The organism is Paraburkholderia sp. C35 (assembly GCF_003121405.1).
In the GTDB taxonomy this organism is placed as follows: Bacteria; Pseudomonadota; Gammaproteobacteria; order Burkholderiales; family Burkholderiaceae; genus Paraburkholderia.
Window position 1 is genome coordinate 17,639 of sequence record NZ_QBUY01000094.1, and the last position, 19,580, is coordinate 37,218.

General features: G+C 61.8%; 17 protein-coding genes and 2 pseudogenes. 8 read left to right on the plus strand and 11 right to left on the minus strand.

Annotation, left to right across the window (positions count from 1 at the left end):
- Positions 1–41: 41 nt before the first annotated feature.
- Both DK391_RS34570 and DK391_RS34575 read right to left on the minus strand, forming a co-directional pair.
- Positions 42–1,334 carry a hypothetical protein gene (locus DK391_RS34570; RefSeq protein WP_109482498.1) on the minus strand — a complete coding sequence of 431 codons (1,293 nt, stop codon included), beginning with the start codon at positions 1,332–1,334 and terminating at the stop codon, positions 42–44.
- Between the two features lie 183 nt (positions 1,335–1,517).
- Complete coding sequence (locus tag DK391_RS34575; RefSeq protein WP_109482499.1) at positions 1,518–1,706, minus strand: ribbon-helix-helix protein, CopG family; 189 nt, start codon at positions 1,704–1,706, stop codon at positions 1,518–1,520.
- A 292-nt stretch (positions 1,707–1,998) separates the two neighbouring features.
- Here DK391_RS34575 and DK391_RS34580 point away from each other — a divergent pair, with 292 nt between their 5' ends.
- Positions 1,999–2,199, plus strand: a complete 201-nt coding sequence (locus DK391_RS34580) for a hypothetical protein (RefSeq protein WP_109482500.1) — start codon at positions 1,999–2,001, stop codon at positions 2,197–2,199.
- A 106-nt stretch (positions 2,200–2,305) separates the two neighbouring features.
- On the opposite strand, the pseudogene DK391_RS34585 reads toward DK391_RS34580, so the two are convergent.
- Positions 2,306–2,746, minus strand: a pseudogene (locus DK391_RS34585) (hydrolase); the annotation flags it as partial.
- Between the two features lie 85 nt (positions 2,747–2,831).
- Here DK391_RS34585 and DK391_RS34590 point away from each other — a divergent pair.
- Positions 2,832–3,467 carry a TetR/AcrR family transcriptional regulator gene (locus DK391_RS34590; RefSeq protein ID WP_109482501.1) on the plus strand — a complete coding sequence of 212 codons (636 nt, stop codon included), beginning with the start codon at positions 2,832–2,834 and terminating at the stop codon, positions 3,465–3,467.
- Here DK391_RS34590 and DK391_RS34595 read toward each other — a convergent pair.
- From DK391_RS34595 to DK391_RS34605, 3 genes are read right to left on the minus strand one after another with little or no spacing between them, the layout of a single operon-like run.
- Positions 3,437–4,129: a glycosyltransferase gene (locus DK391_RS34595; protein WP_109482502.1), complete on the minus strand. Its 693-nt coding sequence runs from the start codon at positions 4,127–4,129 to the stop codon at positions 3,437–3,439. The genes DK391_RS34590 and DK391_RS34595 overlap by 31 nt on opposite strands.
- Complete coding sequence (locus DK391_RS34600) at positions 4,126–4,725, minus strand: SAM-dependent methyltransferase (protein ID WP_109482503.1); 600 nt, start codon at positions 4,723–4,725, stop codon at positions 4,126–4,128. The genes DK391_RS34595 and DK391_RS34600 overlap by 4 nt, the downstream gene beginning before the upstream one ends.
- A 15-nt stretch (positions 4,726–4,740) precedes the next feature.
- Complete coding sequence (locus DK391_RS34605; protein ID WP_109482504.1) at positions 4,741–5,925, minus strand: acyl-CoA dehydrogenase; 1,185 nt, start codon at positions 5,923–5,925, stop codon at positions 4,741–4,743.
- Positions 5,926–6,160: 235 nt separating this feature from the next.
- On the opposite strand from DK391_RS34605, the gene DK391_RS34610 reads away from it, so the two are divergent.
- Together DK391_RS34610 and DK391_RS44555 are read left to right on the plus strand one after the other, a co-directional pair.
- On the plus strand, positions 6,161–7,729 hold the full coding sequence (locus DK391_RS34610; RefSeq protein WP_109482505.1) for an FAD-dependent oxidoreductase: 1,569 nt from the start codon (positions 6,161–6,163) through the stop codon (positions 7,727–7,729).
- A gap of 364 nt (positions 7,730–8,093) precedes the next feature.
- The gene (locus tag DK391_RS44555; protein WP_162600981.1) at positions 8,094–8,255 is read left to right on the plus strand and encodes a hypothetical protein; all 162 of its coding nucleotides are present in this window, start codon (positions 8,094–8,096) and stop codon (positions 8,253–8,255) included.
- 123 nt (positions 8,256–8,378) lie between these two features.
- Here DK391_RS44555 and DK391_RS34615 read toward each other — a convergent pair whose 3' ends face one another.
- Both DK391_RS34615 and DK391_RS34620 read right to left on the minus strand, forming a co-directional pair.
- Positions 8,379–10,808 (minus strand): PAS domain S-box protein, encoded by a 2,430-nt coding sequence (locus tag DK391_RS34615; protein ID WP_109482506.1) that lies wholly within the window; start codon positions 10,806–10,808, stop codon positions 8,379–8,381.
- 94 nt (positions 10,809–10,902) lie between these two features.
- Complete coding sequence (locus DK391_RS34620) at positions 10,903–11,412, minus strand: Lrp/AsnC family transcriptional regulator (protein WP_109482507.1); 510 nt, start codon at positions 11,410–11,412, stop codon at positions 10,903–10,905.
- Positions 11,413–11,569: 157 nt separating this feature from the next.
- On the opposite strand from DK391_RS34620, the gene DK391_RS34625 reads away from it, so the two are divergent.
- A complete protein-coding gene (locus DK391_RS34625; protein WP_109482508.1) occupies positions 11,570–12,586 on the plus strand; it encodes a 1-aminocyclopropane-1-carboxylate deaminase in 1,017 nt (338 codons plus the stop codon).
- Positions 12,587–12,746: 160 nt separating this feature from the next.
- On the opposite strand, the gene DK391_RS34630 is transcribed toward DK391_RS34625, so the two are convergent.
- Together DK391_RS34630 and DK391_RS34635 are read right to left on the minus strand one after the other, a co-directional pair.
- On the minus strand, positions 12,747–13,511 hold the full coding sequence (locus DK391_RS34630) for a DUF4410 domain-containing protein (RefSeq protein ID WP_109482509.1): 765 nt from the start codon (positions 13,509–13,511) through the stop codon (positions 12,747–12,749).
- Between the two features lie 237 nt (positions 13,512–13,748).
- The gene (locus tag DK391_RS34635) at positions 13,749–15,680 is read right to left on the minus strand and encodes a glycoside hydrolase family 28 protein (RefSeq protein ID WP_239483037.1); all 1,932 of its coding nucleotides are present in this window, start codon (positions 15,678–15,680) and stop codon (positions 13,749–13,751) included.
- Positions 15,681–16,309: 629 nt separating this feature from the next.
- On the opposite strand from DK391_RS34635, the gene DK391_RS34640 reads away from it, so the two are divergent.
- The 3 genes from DK391_RS34640 to DK391_RS34650 all read left to right on the plus strand — a co-directional run bounded on the left by DK391_RS34640 (position 16,310) and on the right by DK391_RS34650 (position 19,278).
- Positions 16,310–17,575 carry an MFS transporter gene (locus tag DK391_RS34640; RefSeq protein WP_239483038.1) on the plus strand — a complete coding sequence of 422 codons (1,266 nt, stop codon included), beginning with the start codon at positions 16,310–16,312 and terminating at the stop codon, positions 17,573–17,575.
- Between the two features lie 48 nt (positions 17,576–17,623).
- A complete protein-coding gene (locus DK391_RS34645; RefSeq protein WP_109482512.1) occupies positions 17,624–18,439 on the plus strand; it encodes an NAD(P)-dependent oxidoreductase in 816 nt (271 codons plus the stop codon).
- A gap of 65 nt (positions 18,440–18,504) precedes the next feature.
- Positions 18,505–19,278 (plus strand): HpcH/HpaI aldolase/citrate lyase family protein, encoded by a 774-nt coding sequence (locus DK391_RS34650; protein ID WP_109482513.1) that lies wholly within the window; start codon positions 18,505–18,507, stop codon positions 19,276–19,278.
- Between the two features lie 161 nt (positions 19,279–19,439).
- On the opposite strand, the pseudogene DK391_RS45470 reads toward DK391_RS34650, so the two are convergent.
- Positions 19,440–19,580, minus strand: a pseudogene (locus DK391_RS45470) (porin); the annotation flags it as partial.

Sequence of the window (19,580 nt, forward strand, 5' to 3'; positions counted from 1 at the left end):
TTACAAATAGATTGCCGGCATTGGACGCATTTAAAAGCTCTCTAGGCGGTCGGCGCTTCTGCCGCTCCTACGCCATTGGCAAGCGCCCACCATGCCGCCTGTGGGTCTGCATTCGCGTTTGCGGGTGCTTCTACTCTGCCCGCTGCAATGAGCAATTCATAGTCTGGCTTGGGGATGCCGATATAGCCCTTGGGTTCCCACTTGGCGACTAGCGCGTCCAAGTAACTCTCCGTCACCTTTGCCTTTTCGATTGGCAAGTGTTTCACCTTCTTTGCTGCTGCCTTGGCTTTGCGCTCCGTCCACCATTCGAGTGCCGTTTCCCAATGCTCAAAGAAAAACAACGCGCACGGCTCTGGCGGTACCGGATACGTTTTCCGTTTTGCTTCCGGTAGCTTGTCCTTCACCATCGAACCGAACGCGGGCCATGCAATCAACGGCTCTGCAATCGCGCATACAAGGTCGGTGTAGTCGGTGCATCCCGCTTTGAACAGACGGGCGGCGGTGTAACCAAAGGTCTTAGCCTTGGGTTCATCCAATGTCTGCCCCGTTACCGCTTCCCATTGCTTCGCCAGCTTTACCACGCTGCCGGATATTTCCTCGCTCCCCTGCGGGGTTTGCAGGGGTAGAGCACAGGGTGTAGGGGTTGGGGTTTCCGCTTTCCCTGCGGGCGGTTTGGTTGCCGGTTTGGTCGGTTGCGAAGCGCCGACAGATTCTAAAGTCTCTGCCGTAGTCTTTGGACTAGTAGTCTGTGTATTAGAAATGCCCTGCGGGGCACTTTCAATCTGCCCTGTAGGGCTTTTTAAAATGCCCTGTGGGGCACTTTGAGATTTGATTGGCTTTGCCTTGCGGGCAATCACAACGGGCATTTGCCCTGCGGGGCATTTTGGAAAAGTCACGGCTTGGCGATTCGGGATACTGCCCGCGCCATTCGCACAGGTGAGGCGGATAAACGTGGTTTTCAAACCGCCCGCCCCGTGTACGCTGGTCTGGATAATCCCGTCTGCCTCCAGAATATCCAATGCCCTCCGCACCTGTTTGGGTTTCAGGCCGGTTTCGAACGCCAGTTCATTTACCGTCTTGGTAAGCCAGATATGCGGGTTCTCTTTCAGGCGGCGCGTTACTTTGGCCCCGCCGTTTTCACGCGGCAGATACCAATAGACGAATTGCGCCAGCACAGGGGTAACCGCCAGATTATTGGAGTAAATCCGGTTCCAAAGGGGCAACGCGGTGACTACGCCGTCGATTACTTCGTTGGGTTTATCGCAATCCGCCGGTTTGTCTAATTGCACTTGATTGCAATCCGGGGCCGGATGGTTTTCGACCGTTTTAGACATGATATTTACCCGTTAATGTCTTTGACAATCGAGGCAATATCACTATAATAATAAGTGCATGCCTCGGGGGTTACTTGCCTGTTGCCTGTGATGCTTGCATCTACCAGATTCGTTCCCTACCCAATCACTAGTTAACGAATCGAATCCCAAAACCCCAGTTTTTCCCGAACTGGGGTTTTTCTTTTATACCGTCTCCATCTCATCCAGCACGGCATGCTGGCGCTTGATCCGCTCTACGTATTCAGCCAGCGCCATGCGCACGATGTTGGTTTGACTCGCGCCATTACGGGCGCAAATCGCGTCAATATCGGCTTTCATTTCCAGCGACTCTTCCGCCTGAATATTGAAAACGTGGTTCCGTTTGGCTCGCATGATTTACTCCTTTTATGGTCATCCATCCACACTGGCACATCTTTATTTGTAATGCAACGGACTTCCACGTAATAAAAATATTCCCTCTCTCTTGCCAAGCGCTATACTGATTTCGCTGGTTATTCGCGCATGAGTAGCCAGTGAAATTGATTGGTGCTTAGAGCTAGGCGGCGGGAGGCAGTAAAAAACCGCCTAGCTTCTTTTTTCCCGATTTTTAATCCGAATTAGCCGTTTCTCTGGCAGGGGCGTTTATTGCCTCTGGATTCTGCTGTTTACTCGAATGGAGTCGTGCATGAATAACGCAACGGGATACGAGACTGAGAATGACGTAAGGCCCGCCGCCGTCGATAACGGGGCGCTGGTGGATGCCTGTGCTTTGCTGGGGGTGACGCTCACACGCGAGCTACGCGGGGTGCTGGGGATGCCGATAGAGGCGCTGGCGGGGGCGTTCGATGGTGCGGTGTTGCTCGCTGGTCGGGAGGCGTGGCTTTGAGGGGGTGATTGCAGGTTGTTACAAAAAAGCGGGTAAATTGCAGGCTAGCGGCGGGTTGGAAAAGCTGAGAGCCTTATCCAGTAAGGGTTTGAGGCATGTTTGTGTAGTCGTGCGACAGAATCACCCCGCGCAACGGCGGCAACGCGTCGCGTGCAATCGGCGGCGCGTGAAAACGCTTCGGCCCCACGCGCCGGAACGGCGACGCACGCTCCGCAAACACCGGGTCGGTCAGCCAGAACTGGCCGCGCAATTTGAACAGCAGCGTCGAATGTCCGAGTCGGAACAGGCTGCCATCCGGCGCGGCGTCGAGATCGGCGCGCGTCAACGCATCCACCGGCAAGGCGCCCTTGGGCACCGTGTCGTCGGGCTTGTTGAAAATCATGTTCCACATGATCCGCAAGGTCTTGCCCAAACCCTCGGCAGGCCGCGGCTTCACGTTGCGAAAGCGCTCGCCGTCGTGCTGCGGCGACAGGCCGGACAACGCCCGGCTACGTTCGGCAGCCGTAAATCCCAACACCTGACTGATATTGCCGATGATCGATTTCATGCGAAGCGTCACTCGAAACAGAAGGTAGACTGCACAGTGTAGTTTATTATCTCGAAAAGTAAACCTGTCGGTGTAAAATTAAAAGATGGACGACAGCACCACTCTTTCCCGTCTGACCGATCGCAAGCGCGCGGCCGTGATCGAAGCGGCCATCGACGAATTTCGCGCAGCAGGTTTCGACGCCACCAGCATGGACCGCATCGCGGCGCGCGCGAGCGTGTCCAAGCGCACCGTGTACAACCATTTCCCGAGCAAGGAAGTGTTGTTCGCGGCCATCCTGCAGCAGCTATGGGACGCCAGCAAGGCGGGCGACGCGCCCGGCTATCGCGCCGACCAGCCGCTGCGCGCGCAGCTGATCGACCTGCTCGCGCAGAAGCTGCGGCTGCTGAACGACGATGCGTTCATGTCGCTGGCGCGTGTGGCGATCGCGGCCGGCATCCATTCGCCGGAACGCGCGCGCGATATGGTGGCGCGCATCGGCGAGCGTGAAGAAGGTCTGACCGTATGGATACGCGCGGCCACCGCCGACGGCAGGCTCGATACGCCCGATCCTGCATTCGCCGCGCAACAACTGCATGGTCTCGTGAAAGGCTTTGCGTTCTGGCCGCAGGTCACGATGGGCCAGCCGCCGCTGTCGGCCGCCGAGCAACGGCAGATAGCGGAATCGTCGGCGGATATGTTTCTGGCGCGCTACGCCAGCGAGCCGCGCACGCCAGGCTGAACGTCGCCGTCGCGCGCGGCCAGTCTGATCAGCGTATCGCCGAAGCCGCCCCGCACTTTCGAAGCGATCCGCGCGCTCGTCACCACGCGCGGAGCCGCGCTCCAGGCAATGCGCGCGCCCGTCTCCACCAGCAGCCCGACTAAAGCCACATCCTCGCTGCAGGCCAGCGGCGGAAAGCCACCGGCACGGCAATACGCGCGCGCCGATACGCCAAAATTGGCACCGTGCACGTGGCGGTGTCCATCGGCATTCAGATACGCGCGATAGAACGCGTCGCGGGTCAGGTGATCGTGCTCGCGCCAGTCTTCGACGATCACCGGGCCGCACACGGCTTCCGCATCGAGTGCGCGTTGCGCAACCAGCCAGTCCGGCGCAACGCGGCTGTCGGCATCAGTGAAGGCGAGCCAGCGCACGCCCTGCTCCAGCAAAGTCGCCGCGCCCGCCGCGCGCGCCTTGCCGACATTGCGCACTTCGAGCGCCAACGCATGCGCGTCGAAACCGCGCGCGATCGATGCCGAACCGTCCGTGCAGCTATCGAGCGCCACCACGATGCGCACGATTTCCCCGCGCAATTCGGGATGCGCCGCCGCGATCCGCGCCGCCTGCAGGCAATCGGCGAGCAGCGCTTCTTCGTCATGCGCGGGGATCACGATGCCGATCATGCCAACCCCTCGCACTGCGCGACCGATTGCCCATCCTTGCTCCACACGTCGAGCAGCAGATCGTGCTCCGCGTGCCGAACAATTCCATTTAACGCGGGCAACGCGTCGAAGATGGCATGCACGTCGTCGGCCGTCTGCAGCTTGCCTTCGAACGGATGACGCCAGTGACACGCGACCAGCGTGCCGTCGGGCGTCAACGATTCGCACGCGCGTTGCGCGAGTTCCAGCGTCGCTTCGCGCGACAGGTAATAGCACAGCTCGCCAATCACGATCAGATCGAAGCGCGCGTCAGGCCATTGCGCGGGCATCGCGTGCTGTTCGACGGTCACGTGGCGATGTCCGCCGAGCCGTTCGCGCGCCAGCCGCACTGCGTGATCGCTGATGTCGCCTACCCGTAGACGCTCACAACGCGGCGCGAGCAATGCCGACAGCTCGCCGTTCGAGCATGCCGGTTCGAAGCCCGACCGATAGCGCTCGCGTGGCAGCGCAGCGAGGGTCAACAGACGCTTGCGCCGCTCATACCAGCTCGCGCGATAGTCCCAGGGATCGTCGTCCTGGCGATACAGATCGTCGAAATAGGCAGCGGAGAATGACATGCGCTCGGCTCAGTCTTAGTAACCGGACGGATCGCGTCCGAGATTCCAGAGCCCGCCTGCGTCTCCGTCTTCGGTTGCCGCTTCCGCGGGTTCTGCGATCAACGTTTGCCCGAGCGCGCACTCGTCACGCTCGGCATGGCTTTGCCGCAGGAACACGGGCAGATCGGCAATCGCGCGAGCGAACCATGGGTCGGTGCAGAACGGCACGGCACCGAGCGCACGCGACACATGCTCCATCACCTGCGCGGCGGCCTGCTCCACCGCGACGCGCACGCGCAGCGCGCACTGCTGCGCGTCGTCGCCCGGATGCCCGTCGATCCATGCCGCCGATTCACGCAGCAACGCCGCCACTGCCGACAGTTCGGCATCGGCTGCGCCGAGATGCGCACATGCATGCGGCTCGGCGCGGCGTTTGACGGTATCGCGCAGCACCGATGTGAGTGCGGCGGCGCAGCCATACCAGCACGCGGCAATGCCCGCGCCGCCATGCCAGAAACCCGCACGCGACAGATACGCGCCCACGCCGCCAATCTGCACGGCGCGCGCGCCATCGAAGCGCACTTCGCTCGTGCCCGTCGCGCGCATGCCGACTGCCTGCCAGCCGCTGGGGTCGATCGCGACATCGGGCTGCGACAGTTCGACGGCAGCCAACACTGGCTCGCCGTTGCGCCACGCCGTAACCAACGCATGCGTGACATGCGGGGCGCCCGAGCACCACTGCTTGACGCCTTCGAGTCGAAGCTCGCCACCGTCCCCGGCAGCAGGATGTGCAATCAGCTTCGCATCTGGCGGTTCAGCGGCCCATACGGCCCAATTGCCGTCGTCGGCGAGTTCGCTGCGGCCCAGTTCCGCGAGGATCGCGAGTGCATCGGTGTGACCTTCATACAGCTTCGCAAGCGACAGGTCGCAGGCCGCAACGGCTGCAAGACCGCGCCAGCGCGTCGCCGTTTCGCCATGGCCCGGCAGCGGCAGCCAGTCCATGCCGCGTGCGCGCAACGCATCGAGCGTGGCCGCGCGGCTCGCCGCGTCTTCGTCGGCGAAACGCACGCCCGCCAGATAGCGCTCGAGCGCTGGAACCAGCGCGTAGCGCTTCGGCTCGATGCCGGTATCGGGTTCCTCGTCGGACAGGCGCAGCCCGCTGTTGATGTACCACGCAGCGGGCGCAGCGCGCCGCAGGGGATCGTGGCCGATATCGTTCATGCGTACCTCCGTGGCAGCCGTGCAAGGGCAGTGGGAACATCGCTGCACCCGTCGACATGACGGGCGCTCAACGGCGACGATGCAAGCGACGTGCCCATCGGCGTGCGCCTGGTCTGGCGCGCTGCTGTCTTGCGTTGATCCGCATGGCCAGTGCTCATACGGCATGGCGCTTGCGTGCGCGTAGGCAGGCGCATGCGTTCACCGCGCCGGCGAACCCGACGAAGAAGAGGACACCATGGCCAACACTCCGAACCTGCAGGAAGCCGCCCTGCTCTCCGATCTCGCTGATCACGGCATGAAGCGTGTCGAGGTGAACGGCATCCCCATTCTTCTGATCCGCGACGGCGACGCCGTGCATGCGTACGGAGCCGACTGTCCGCACGCCGGGGCACCGCTCGAACAGGGTGCGATATGCAATGGGCGGCTTATCTGTCCGTGGCACAAAGGCACGTTCGAGATCGCGACGGGCGCGCTGGTCGAGCCGCCCGCGTTGCTGCCGCTGACGCGTTATCCCGTGCGCGTCGACAAGGATCAGGTGCTGGTCGACAGCGCGTCGCCCGAGCCGTCGAAAATCGTCACGTCGGTTGCGGACAGGCGCACCTTCGCCATATCCGGTGCGGGTGCGGCGGGTGCGGCTGCGTGTGCTGCATTGCGCGAAGCCGGTTTCGCCGGGCGCATCGTGTTGATCGACCGCGAACCGCGCACGCCTTACGACCGGACCGTGTTGAGCAAATTCGTGCCGTCGGGTGAGATGTCTGTGGACGATATTCCACCGCTGCTACCCGACGATTTCTTCGCTACACACGCCATCGACATGATCCAGGCCGACGTCACTGCGCTCGATGCAGCGGCGCGGCGCATCGACATCGGCAGCGCGCCATCGCTTCATTACGATGCTGCCCTTATCGCAACGGGCGGCACACCGAAACGGCTGTCGCTGCAGGGCGCCGATGCCGCCGGCGTAAAGGCGCGCATCTGCCTTTTGCGCAACCGCGACGATGCACGGCACCTGGTCGATACGGCAGAGCAAGGTCAGCACGCGCTGGTGCTGGGCGCGAGTTTTGTCGGGCTGGAAGTGGCGTCCGCGTTGCGCGAGCGCAAGCTGCGCGTCACCGTGGTTTCGCCAGGCAATGTCCCGTTCGAAAAACAGTTTGGCCCTGAACTGGGACGGCTTTTCATGCGGCTGCACGAAGCGCATGGCGTGCGGCTCAAGATGGGCCGTCATGCCCGATCGGTCGGCGCGGGCGGCGCCGATGGCGCATTGCGCGTGACGCTCGACAACAACGAGACGGTGGCGTGCGATTTCATCGTGGCGGGCATCGGTGTGATACCGGCGACGGATTTTATCGAAGGCATTGCGCGTAACGACGACAGAAGCGTGAATGTCGACAGTACGATGCGCGTCGCCGACGGACTCTATGCAGCGGGCGACATTGCGCGCTTCGAATGGCCTTCGCCCGGCAGCGCGCGCGTGCGGATCGAGCACTGGCGCGTGGCCCAACAACAGGCGCGCATCGCCGCCCATGCGATGCTCGGCATCGCGCCGAAAGAATCCTTCGTGCCGTACTTCTGGACCTATCACTTTGGCAAGACCTTTGAATACCTCGGTCACGCGACGCACTGGGACGAAACGAAGTTCACGGGCACACCGGACGCATTCGAATTCATCGCCCTGCTGGGAGAAAAAGGCAAGCTGGTGGCAGCGCTAGGCTGCAATCGCGAGAAGCAGACGGGCATGCTGGTCGAAGCGATGCGCAAACCACTCGATCTCGCGGACGCCATGCAGATCGCCGAAGCGGCTTGAACTCATCGATGCGATGCCCGGCACGTTGCTCGATGGAGAAATATCGCTTCACGCAGCGCACAACGGCTTGCAAGGAAAACGTGCGCTGAAAGATCTACATTCGTATGTGAAAGGCTTGCACGCGATGCACGCCAACATGCGCAATACGCGTACATGACGCAATATCAGCGAGTTCTCACCGTCCCGCGTTGCGCGACGCGTTACCGTCCGACGTGCAGTGCAACACGCGTGTGCATATTGCATCGGATCATTTGTCGCTGGCCGCGCGGCGCGCACGGGAGCATCATGGATAGTTCGCGGTGAAGCGCAGGTGCACCGCTTGCGCGCTCTGCGGGTTCGCTCAACTTTCTTCATGGAGTAGCCAATGGTCAGAAAGAATTACGCCCCGGACGAAAACGCCCCACGCCAGCCGTATGCGGACAAGGATGCGGGCGTCGGCATGGGCAGGATCTCGCTCGACGACGATGACGACCTCGAGGACGATCTGGACGATGAAGAAGAGGACGATGCAGAGGGCACGCGTTAAAGACAACGCGAAGCGCATGACGAAAGCGCAATGAAAGCACCCGGCGCGCGGCACGATACCGCGCGCTGTCTTATGACCAATTCGCTTCCGATCAAACCGCAAACAAAGAAGCGCCGCCAGAACCTACCCTTCGAGCGCGCCTTCCAGTTGCTCAAACGAATAAGGCTTGCGCAACGACTTCCAGACGAACGGCAACGAAGTCTCACGCAACGGCGTGTCCAATCCCGAAGAAAATACCACCCGCCTCACAGCCCGCAATGCCACCGCCGCCCGCGCGAGATCGATCCCCGACATCCCCGGCAACGTGAGATCCGCCAACAGCACATCGAACGGATGCAATTGCAGGCGCTGCAGCGCTTCTTCCGCGTTACCCGCCGCTTCCCATTTGTGTCCGAGCAAGGTCAGCAATTCACACAACGCATCGCGCGCATCGCGATCATCCTCGACGACGAAAATATGCAGCTTGCGCGACAGATCGGCTGTCTCCACATCATGCGCGCCGCGTGCCGCGCCATCGAATACATCGCGGATCTTGCGCGCCAGTTGCGAGCGGCTATACGGTTTCTGCAGCAGATCCGCGCCACCGCGCAATTGCGCATCCAGCCCCATCGTGTCGCGCGTGTGGCCCGACGTAAACAGCACCTTCAACGCAGGCCGCATCAGCATCGCCTGACGCGCCATTTCAGGACTCAGCAATGGGCCCGGCATCACGACATCGCTAAACAGGAGATCGACTTTCGCGCCGGAGCGCAGCACGGTCAGCGCTTCCGTCGCATCGTTCGCGGTCAGCACGCCGTAGCCAAGCTGCGACAGCATGTCGACCACGGTCAACTGCACGCGCCTGTCGTCTTCGACGACCAGCACGGTCTCGCCGCCGCGCAGGCGCTCTTCCGATTCAGGCTCGCTCTGCACGACAGGCCGCACCACGGGTGTATCGAGCGAACGCGGCAGATAGATCGTCACTGTAGTGCCGACGTCCGGCGTGCTCGCCAGCTCGATATGTCCGCCGCTTTGCAGCACGAAACCATAGGCCATGCTCAAGCCCAGCCCCGTGCCGAGACCTTCCGGCTTGGTGGTGAAAAACGGATCGAAGGCGCGCTCGGCGATATCGGCGCTCATGCCCGTGCCTGTGTCGGTGACGGTCATCTTCACGTACTCGCCCGGCTCGAGTTGTGCGGCCGTCGCAACGGGCTTGTCGAGCACGGCATTCGACAGACCGAAAGTCAGCGTGCCGCCCTCGGGCATCGCATCGCGTGAATTGATGGCCAGATTGAGTACGACGTTTTCCAGCTGGTGCGTATCGACGAGCACGTTCCACAACTCGCCTTCCGCATGCGATTCGTGGATTCGCACCCGCACGCGTTCGCCCAGCGCACGGCGCAGCAGGTCTTCCATGCCGTGCAACACAGTGCCGAAATTGCCCGGCACCGGTTGCAGCGCCTGCCGGCGTCCAAACGCGAGCAGTTGCGCCGCGAGCTTCGAGCCGCGTTCGACGGCCTCGATCGCGCGGCCCACGCGAGCCCGGCTCCATGCATCCTCGTGACGTGTGCCGAGCAGTTCCAGATTGCCGCGCAACACCTGCAGCACGTTGTTGAAGTCGTGGGCGACGCCGCCCGTGAGCTTGCCGAGCGCTTCCATCTTTTGCGACTGGAATAGCGCGTTGCGCGTCTGGTCGAGCAGTTCCGCCGCCTGACGCCGTTCGGTGATGTCGCGCGTGATTTTGGCGAAGCCGATCAGCACGCCCTCTTCGTCGCGAATCGCATCGATCACCACGTGCGCCCAGAAACGGCTGCCGTCGCGCCGCACGCGCCAGCCTTCCGCTTCCCAGCGACCCTCGCGCGCGGCCGTGGCAAGACCGCGCTGCGGCACACCCGACGCCGCATCTTCCGGCGTGTAGAAGCAGGAGAAATGCTTGCCGATGATCTGTTCGTCGGTATAACCCTTGATGCGCCGCGCACCCGGATTCCAGTTGGTGACGCAGCCTTCCGGCGACAGCATGAAAATCGCGTAGTCGTTCACGCCTTGCACCAGCAGGCGGAAACGCCGGTCGCTTTCCAGCGCGGCGTCGGTGGCGCTTTTCTTGTCGCTGATGTCGCGCACGACGCGGCCGTAGCCGAGCAGTTCGCCATCGCTCGCGTAGAGCGCCGTCACGATCACGTTGGCCCAGAACAGGCTGCCGTCCTTGCGCACGCGCCAGCCTTCCATTTCGTAGCGGCCGTCTTCGCGTGCACGCTGCAGTCCGAGTTCGGGCAAACCCTCGCGCTGGTCTTCTTCGGTGTACATCACGCGCACGTGCTTGCCGAGAATCTCGCCAGGCTGGTAGCCCTGTATCGTCTGACCGCCACGGTTCCAGCTGATGATCGTGCCATCCGGCGCAAGCGCGAAGATCGAATAGTCGGTCGTGGATTCGGCCCACAGGCGCAGCCATTCGCGGCTGAAATTGTCGGCGCGCGCGCTCGCGCCGCGCGCCACGCCGTTCGGGTTTGCGTGCGGTTCGGGTGGCACCGCGTGCTCGCCTGCCGCGTTGCCGGTGTCGTTGTCTTTGTCGCTCATTGCGCGTTTTCTGGCCTCTCTGCGCGGTTATTGTATAAGCACAGACAGACGGCGGGCATGCGGATCAAACCCTGATGCCCTTTATGCAAACGCTTCACAGCGGAAATTTCGTAGTCGACAGGATTTCCTTGAGCACCATGAAGCTGCGGATCTGCCGCACGCCCGGCAGGTATAGCAGTTGCTCGGCGTGCAGCCGGTTGAAGCTCTCGCTGTCGCGCGTGCGCACCAGCATGAAGTAATCGAACTCGCCTGTCACCGTGTGACATTCCATGCAGCCCGAGACCTTTTGCGCAGCCTTTTCAAATGCTGCGAAGGTATCGGGCGTCGAGCGATCCAGCACGACGCCGATCACCACCAGCATGCCCGCGCCGACCGCTTTCGGATCGAGCAGCGCGACGGTGGCGCGGATCATCCCCATTTCCTTCAGACGTTCCACGCGACGCAGGCACGCAGGCGCACTCAGCTTGACCTTCGCGGCCAGCGCGACGTTCGAGATCGATGCATCCTGTTGAAGCTGCTTGAGGATCGCGCGATCGATTCGATCGAGCTGCGAAAGCGGCGTGACTTCCTCGACAGACTGCTGGCGTAATTTTGTTGCGCACATGATAGTTTTCAGGAAACGAATAAAGGTAAAGATGACGTGATTCGTTTTTAAAGTATCTTTATGCGATTTATTTCGCAAGCTCATTTCGCGAGGTCTTTTCTATCATGTCTGTCAGCGCGGCACCGTTCGCGCCTTCCACAGACAACGGACCTCGACCATGAACCTGCAACGTTTCCCCCGCTATCCCCTCACCTTCGGACCGACGCCGATCCAGCCGCTGACGCGCCTCTCCGAGTATCTCGGCGGCAAGGTGCAGCTGTATGCGAAGCGCGAGGATTGCAACAGCGGTCTCGCGTTCGGCGGCAACAAGACGCGCAAGCTCGAATACCTGATTCCGGAAGCGCTTGCGCAAGGCTGCGACACGCTTGTGTCGATCGGCGGCATCCAGTCGAACCAGACGCGCCAGGTGGCTGCCGTGGCCGCGCATCTGGGCATGAAGTGCGTGCTGGTGCAGGAGAACTGGGTCAACTACCACGACGCCGTCTATGACCGGGTCGGCAATATCCAGATGTCGCGCATCATGGGCGCGGACGTGCGCCTCGTGGCGGACGGTTTCGACATCGGCTTTCGCAAGAGCTGGGAAGATGCGCTCGATAGCGTGCGTGCAGCGGGCGGCAAGCCGTACGCGATTCCCGCCGGCTGCTCGGATCACCCGCTCGGCGGGTTGGGTTTCGTCGGCTTCGCCGAAGAAGTGCGGCAGCAGGAAGCCGAACTGGGCTTCAAGTTCGATTACATCGTCGTGTGTTCGGTGACGGGCAGCACGCAGGCGGGCATGGTGGTCGGCTTTGCAGCAGATGGCCGCGCGGATCGCGTGATCGGCATCGACGCATCGGCGAAACCCGAGCAGACGCGCGAGCAGATCACGCGTATCGCCCGAAAGACTGCCGAACAGGTCGATCTCGGCCGTGACATCACGGCCCAGGACATCGTGCTCGACACACGCTATGGCGGCCCGGAATACGGTTTGCCGAACGAAGGCACGCTCGAGGCGATCCGCCTGTGCGCGCGGCTCGAAGGCGTGCTGACCGATCCTGTCTATGAAGGCAAGTCGATGCACGGCATGATCGACAAGGTGCGGCGCGGTGAATTCCCGGAAGGCTCGAAGGTGCTGTACGCGCATCTGGGCGGCGTGCCGGCACTGAACGCGTATAGCTTCATCTTCCGGGAAGGTTGAGCGCGTGGCGTTTTATATCGGCGATCTCGTCGATGCAAAACGCCGCAGCAGTAAAACTGCAATGCAGCAAAACAAATGGCGATGCCACACGGCATCGCCATTCGTCTCCTCGCATCAGCGCCGCCACACAGCGCAACGCCGATGCCCCGTTTTTCCAGCGTTATTTCACCAGGTCGGCCCACATCCATCCTTGCGCGACGCCGATCTGCGCAACCTGCTTTGCGACCGAATCGGCCAGTTTCTTCGCGTCGCTGGTGACGGTGTCGTTCTTGTGTTCCGAGCCGACATGCAGCGCGCCGCCAACGGCCGCCGACGTCGCGATATGTCCCGCTGCCGCACCGACACCCGCCGTTTCCGCCACGCCCGGCATGTGACCGCTATTGGCGTCGGCATCGAACGTCTGCACCAGTTGCGGCATGCCGCCCGCCGGCTTGTACAGCACCTGCACGTGCGCCGTCACTTCGCTCTTGCCTGCCCCAAGGCCGATCAGCGTGCGGCGGCGATGATTGCCGGCATCGATGGATGCCACCGCGCCTTCGACGATCAGCACGTTCTGGTCAGCGGGCGGCGGCGCGTCGGTGCGGATCGCATGCATGCCCATCTTCTGGAGTTTCGCGACGACTTCGTCCGTCAGCGCGTCGCTCGCGGCGACTGCCTCTTCAGTCTGCGAATTCTGCGACGAACCCGAGAAGCTCGCGCTCAGCTTGTGGATGAGGCCGCTGTTGTCGAGCTTCACCGTTTCAGGGTTGCTCGCGAACGTGTACACATAAACGTTCTGCGGATTGGCCTGCGTGAGCGTCGAATATTGGGCGGTGTTCGTGACGCTCGCGGCGGCGCAACCGCTCAGCAGCATGGCGCTGAATGCGAGTGCGGCGGAAGCGCTGCGGATGGTTTTGCCACGAACGGAATTGAGAGCTGCAAACATGATGTGAAGTCCTGTCATCGGTCAGAAGATTAAGCAGATCGTCCGATGTTTTGCTTCACTCGAGGCTGCATCGGCGATGTCACGGTTGCGTGAATCGCCGGTGTGTTTTGTGTTGTTTTGCCGTTCAGCTCAGCACGCGGAACGCAGTATGGAAGAGCGTCCGTGCGCTGGCTATCGAGCAATTATGTCGACTCATGTCATGCGCACCAAAGCCTTATCCGGCGGGCGTTCCGGCGATCAGCGCGAGTCCGTGACGGAGCTGTTGTAGACCGTTCCGCCGATCGTCACGTTCGACAGTGAAATCGCATTCACGTTGTACGCGTAGATCGGCCCCGGCGTGGTCGCGCTCGCCGTACCGTTGCAGACGGGCGTGCCGAGATTGCAGTTCGAGATCGTGACACCTGAGATAGGCGGAATGGTCGGCGCAGGCGTCGGACCGTTGTAGTCGAACGCGACGGGCCCCTGCGCGACAATGGCCTGAAAGCACGATCCCGTCACGCCATTCAACGTCACGTTGCTCGCCGTCACGTTCGAGATGTGCACGTTCTGCACCAGCGCGGGACGCGTGCGCACGGCGTCGTTGGCCGGCTGATAGTCGCAATCGAAGGTAATCAGGCCGCCCTGCGCCGCCGATGGATTGGCCGCCGACGCCGTCTCCACGCCGAGCGGCACGGTCGCATTGATCGGGCTGCCTGCCAGCATCGCGCTGCCATAGCCGCCGCCCGTGAGGTTGACGCCATTGGGCAGCGTGACGTTGTCGACATAGAAGTTCTTCACATAGCCGCCGCGATTCATGTTCGTCTTGATGCGGATCGCGATGTTCAGGGGATTGGTCTGCCAGTTCTGGTTGAGCATCTGCAGATTGCGCGCGTAGATGTCCTGCACGCCGCCGCCCATTTCGCTGCCGAGCGTGATGCCGCCGTGACCGCTGTTCATCGTGCAATTCTGGATGACGTGATTCTGCGCGGGACCGTAAGTGGTATCGAGCGCCTTGCCTGATTTGATCGCGATGCAGTCGTCACCCGTGTTGAACGTGACGCTGTCGCACAGCACGTTGTTGCAGGCATCGGGATCGAAGCCATCATTGTTCGGACCGATGCTGTCCACCGTCACGCCGCGTATGACCACGTTCGCGCAGTCGGTCGGATGGTGCTGCCAGAACGGCGTGTTGTTGGTGCGGTAGTTCTCCATCAGCACGTTCGTGCAGCCGATGAACTCGACCATGCAGGACCGCAGATAGTGCCCGAGGCCGAAGATGCGCTGGGCAACGGGCACGCCCGCCTCCGAGAGCGCGGGCAGATAGTTCTGATCCTGCTGCCAGGGCGTGGCGGTGCTGGTCAACAGCGCATAGAGCGCATCCGATATGCCGGGCGCAGCCGTTCGCAGATCGACGTTGTTCGGGTTCGCATAGGCCTGCGAAGGTGTTGACGAACCGACGCAGCCATATGCGTTCTTCGTGCCTTTGTACGTCCACCAGCAGGTACTGGTACTGCCGCTGCCCGCGAACGGCGTCATTGCCTGGCCGTTGAGCACTGACGTCGAGTCTTCCCCCGTGATGGCGATGTTGGTCTGATTGCGCGCATAGATGGGCGCGCCGAAATTCAGGCAATCGTTTGCCTGCCAGCGGCTGTAATAGAGGTTGCCGTTGGCGCCGCACGCGACGGGGCCGTCCTTCGCGTAATCGGCGGGATTCGGGCTGAAATAGATCGTGCAGTTCGCGCTCAGATGGAAATTCACGTTGCTCTGCAGGACGATCGGTCCTGCGCAATACCACGTGCCTGCCGGCACCACGACCCGCCCTCCGCCTGCCGCGCTGCACGCGGCAATGGCTGCGAGAACCGCCGGACGTGAATCGACTGAACCAGGCGCGTGAGTCTGATCGGCGCCGGGACTCGTGGGAGACGATGCCGACGCGGCATACGGGTTCGTCGCCGCGATGACCGCGCATGGCTGCGCGCCATAACTCGGGACGGCGAAATCGACGGACGGGAACATCGACTGCGCGACCTTCTGCAGCGACGCAATGATCTGTTCCGCTGCGCCGTTGCTGCCCCAGATCGGGTCGATGGTGTTGTTGCTGATGGGTGCCGACGGATCGGCGTGACTGCCGCCGCAGCCAGGCAGCGCGCCGAGCAGCGTCGTGCCGGCAGCGGCACCCGCGAACGCGATGAAGGTGCGTCGCCGGGGTGACTGAAGGCCGTCGTCGCCTGTGTCGGATGGATTCGAGCCTGCCCTGCGCGCAGCACTATTCCTGTTGTGTGTCGTCACCGATGTCTCCCTGATGTCATGAGGATCGTTCGCGCGATCAAAGGATTCGGCTGGAGTCGATCGGGTCGCGCTACGAATATTGTTGTAATACAACTTGTCAGGTGTCAAGAGCAAAACAGGGAGGTTGTCGAATCTCAAAAGGCAGCGGCTTCGTTGCTCATATTGAGATATGGCAAGGCTCGTAGCGTTTTTCTTTACGTCGCGCTTAACCAGGGATGCCCCTAAGATCATCTATTATTTGCATGACAAGTATCAGCGAAAAAGTCACGATGTCTGACACGAAAAAAGCCGAGACGCGCCAGTTATCAAGGATGGATCGGCTGCGAATCTGCGAATACAAACCAGCCACCAGAACAGAAGCTGGCCTCGCAGCGCGGCGCGCGCTGCAGCAGTCACCGTCTTGCGCCCGCCCCTATACAGACTTATCCCGACGGCATCGCGAACTGCAAGCGACAGCCATCATCTGCAGGAGACACGCAGTGCTACGCCATACGATCAAAGGACTACGCTGGTGGATCATCGGGCTGATCATGCTCGGGACCGTGTTCAACTATCTCGCGCGCAGTTCGCTGTCCGTCGCCGCGCCGACACTCACTGAAAAGCTGCATATGACGACGCAGCAGTACTCGTATGTCGTCGCGGCATTCCAGGGCGCCTACACCGTAATGCAGCCCATTGCGGGCTATATCCTCGACTTCGTCGGGCTGAAGATCGGCTTTGCGATCTTCGCGATCGCCTGGGCCGCATCGAACATGTTGCACGGTCTCGCAACGGGCTGGACCTCGCTTGCGTTCTTCCGCGGCCTGCTCGGCATGAGCGAAGCGGCGATTTTTCCGGCCGGCATGAAAGCGATCAGCCAGTGGTTCCCGGCCAAAGAGCGGTCCATCGCTACGGGCTGGCTGAACACGGGCACATCGATTGGCGCGATGCTCGCACCGCCGCTCGTCGTGTACTGCATCCTGAGCTTCAACTGGCAGATGGCCTTCGTCATCACGGGCGGCTCGGCGCTGATCTGGGTCGCGCTGTGGCTCGTGTTCTTCCGCACGCCGGAAGAACACCCCAACCTGTCGGCTGACGAACGCCAGTACATCCAGGCCGGCCAGGAGCGCCGCGCGCAGAGCGGTGAAGCGCGTCCGTCGTGGCGTCACGTGCTGTCCACGCGCCGCTTCTGGGGCATCGCGATTCCGCGTTTCCTCGCCGAACCCGCATGGCAGACGTTCAACTTCTGGATTCCGCTCTATCTGTTCACCGTGCGTCACATGAACCTGAAGGAGATCGCGCTGTTCGGCTGGATGCCGTTCCTCGCCGCGGATCTCGGCTGTCTGGTCGGCGGCTATCTTGCGCCGTTCTTCATGCGCCGCTTCAACGCATCGCTGATCAATTCGCGCAAGCTGGTCATCATCTGCGGCGCGGTGCTGATGGTTGGCCCCGCATGCATCGGCCTTGCGGCCAGCCCGTATGTCGCGATCGCGCTGTTCTGCACGGGTGCGTTCGCCCACCAGACCATTTCAGGCGCATTGTTCACGCTCGCGTCCGACGTCTTCGGCCAGCATGAAGTCGGCACGGCGACGGGCTTTTCGGGTATGTTCGGCTGGCTCGGCGGAATGATCTTCTCGTTGATCGTCGGCGCGTTGGCGGCTACTCTCGGCTATAACCCGCTGTTCGTCTGCCTGATGCTGTTCGACGTGATCGGCGCGACTGTTGCGTGGAAGCTGATCACGCATGGCGATCCGTCAACGACTGCCCACGCGGCCTCGCCCGTGGCACTCGCCGAACGGCAGACCTCGGGCCGCTGATTGGCTCCTGATTGTCTCGATACCTGCTTTCTGCCATAGGGTTTGATCATGACGAAAAAAGTTGCGTTGAGCGGTGCCGGCGGTCAGCTTGGCCGCTTCCTGCGCGTCGCATTGAATGAACGCGGCGTGACGCTGCGCTCGGCAGCGGGTTCGCGCGCGCTGGAACCCCTGTTCGACGGCGAAGACGTCATGCATGGCGATCTGCGCGATCCCGCCGTGGTCGACCGGTTGATGCAAGGCATCGACGTGTTGATCCATATGGCAGGCACCAGCGTCGAACGGCCGCTGCCGGAAATCATCGAAAACAACCTGCGCGGGCTGGTCGAGGTGTACGAAGGCGCGCGGCGGCACGGCGTGGGCCGCATCATCTTCGCGAGCTCGAATCACGCGATCGGCATGTACCCCGTCGAAGACAAGCTCGCACTCGACTGCGCTTTGCGGCCCGATGGTTTCTATGGCCTCAGCAAGGCTTGGGGCGAATCGCTTGCGCGCATGTATTGGGACAAGCATCGTATCGAGAGCGTCTGTATCCGCATTGGCAGTTGCATCGAAAAGCCAACCGAATTCCGGCACCTGAGCACCTGGCTGGGTCATGACGATTTCCTGCACCTGCTCGACCAATGCATCAACGTGCCGGACATTGGCTTCCAGGTTGTCTGGGGTGTGTCGAACAACACCCGCAGCTATTGGGACAATTCGGCGGCTGCGCCGCTCGGCTATGCGCCGAAGCAGAACGCCGAAGACTACGCTGCCGACATCCTCGCGCAGCCGAATCCACTCGACCCTGTCGCCCAACGGTTCCAGGGCGGCGGCTTCGTGACTATCGATTACACGCCGCCCGACAAGCGCAACGTTCGGCGCTGATTCATGCGCCGCCCGGCGCACTCTGTGTAGCACGTGCTTGCAGGTTCCCTTTCAAGGAGAACGCGGTGAAGCTTCCGGAGAATCCCTTCAAACGCGCGTTGCAGGCCGAGCATCAGCAGATCGGGCTGTGGTCGAGTCTGTCTAGCCACGTGTCGGTCGAAGTTCTGGCGGGCGCGGGCTTCGACTGGCTGCTGCTCGACATGGAGCACTCGCCCAACGAGCTCCCCATGGTGCATAGCCAGCTTCAGGCCTGCGCAGGCACATCGACGCATCCCATCGTGCGTCCGCCATGGAACGACATGGTGACGATCAAGCGCCTGCTCGACAGCGGTGCCCAGACGCTGCTGATTCCCTATGTCGAAACCGAAGACGAAGCACGCGACGCCGTGTCGTTCACGCGCTATCCGCCGGAAGGCGTGCGCGGTTATGCATCGACGGCGCGCGCGTCGGGTTTCGGACGCGTGAAGGACTATCCGCAGCTGTGCGCCAGCGAGCTATGCGTGCTCGTGCAGATCGAGAGCCGGCTTGGCTTGCAGAATCTGGAGCGGATTGCGGCTGTCGATGGTGTCGATGGCATTTTCGTTGGTCCGGGGGATCTGTCGGCAGCGCTCGGGCATGTGGGCGACGTCAAACATCCGGAGGTCCAGGCAGCCGTCGACGATGCCATCAAACGCATCGTCGCGGCTGGCAAGCCGCCAGGCATCCTGATCGGCGATGAAGCGCTGGCCCATCACTACATCGATCTTGGCTGTCTTTTTACGGCGGTTGGCTCCGATATTGGCGTGCTCGCGCGCAATGCCGAGCAGCTTGCCGCGAGGTTCAAGTCGAAGAGATCGTAGTGCGGCAGTTTGTCAGAAGCGAACCACATGCTGCGGGCTCCTAACCTGCCCGATCGCTTCATGCTGCGGGCGCTTTTCTCCACCAGCAAACGCCGCATCTGCATAAAAAAAGCGCCGCAATTGCGGCGCTTTTTGCTTCGACAGCGTCGATCTGAAAAACGTCAGAAGCGATGCACCATGCCAACACCCACACCGACCATGCTGCGCGATGAAGAAGGCGTCGAGTTGAAGCCGTCGCCGATCGTCGCCGTTGCGTTGATGATGCTCTTGCCGTTGCTGCCGAGCGTCTGGCCGTTCGCGCG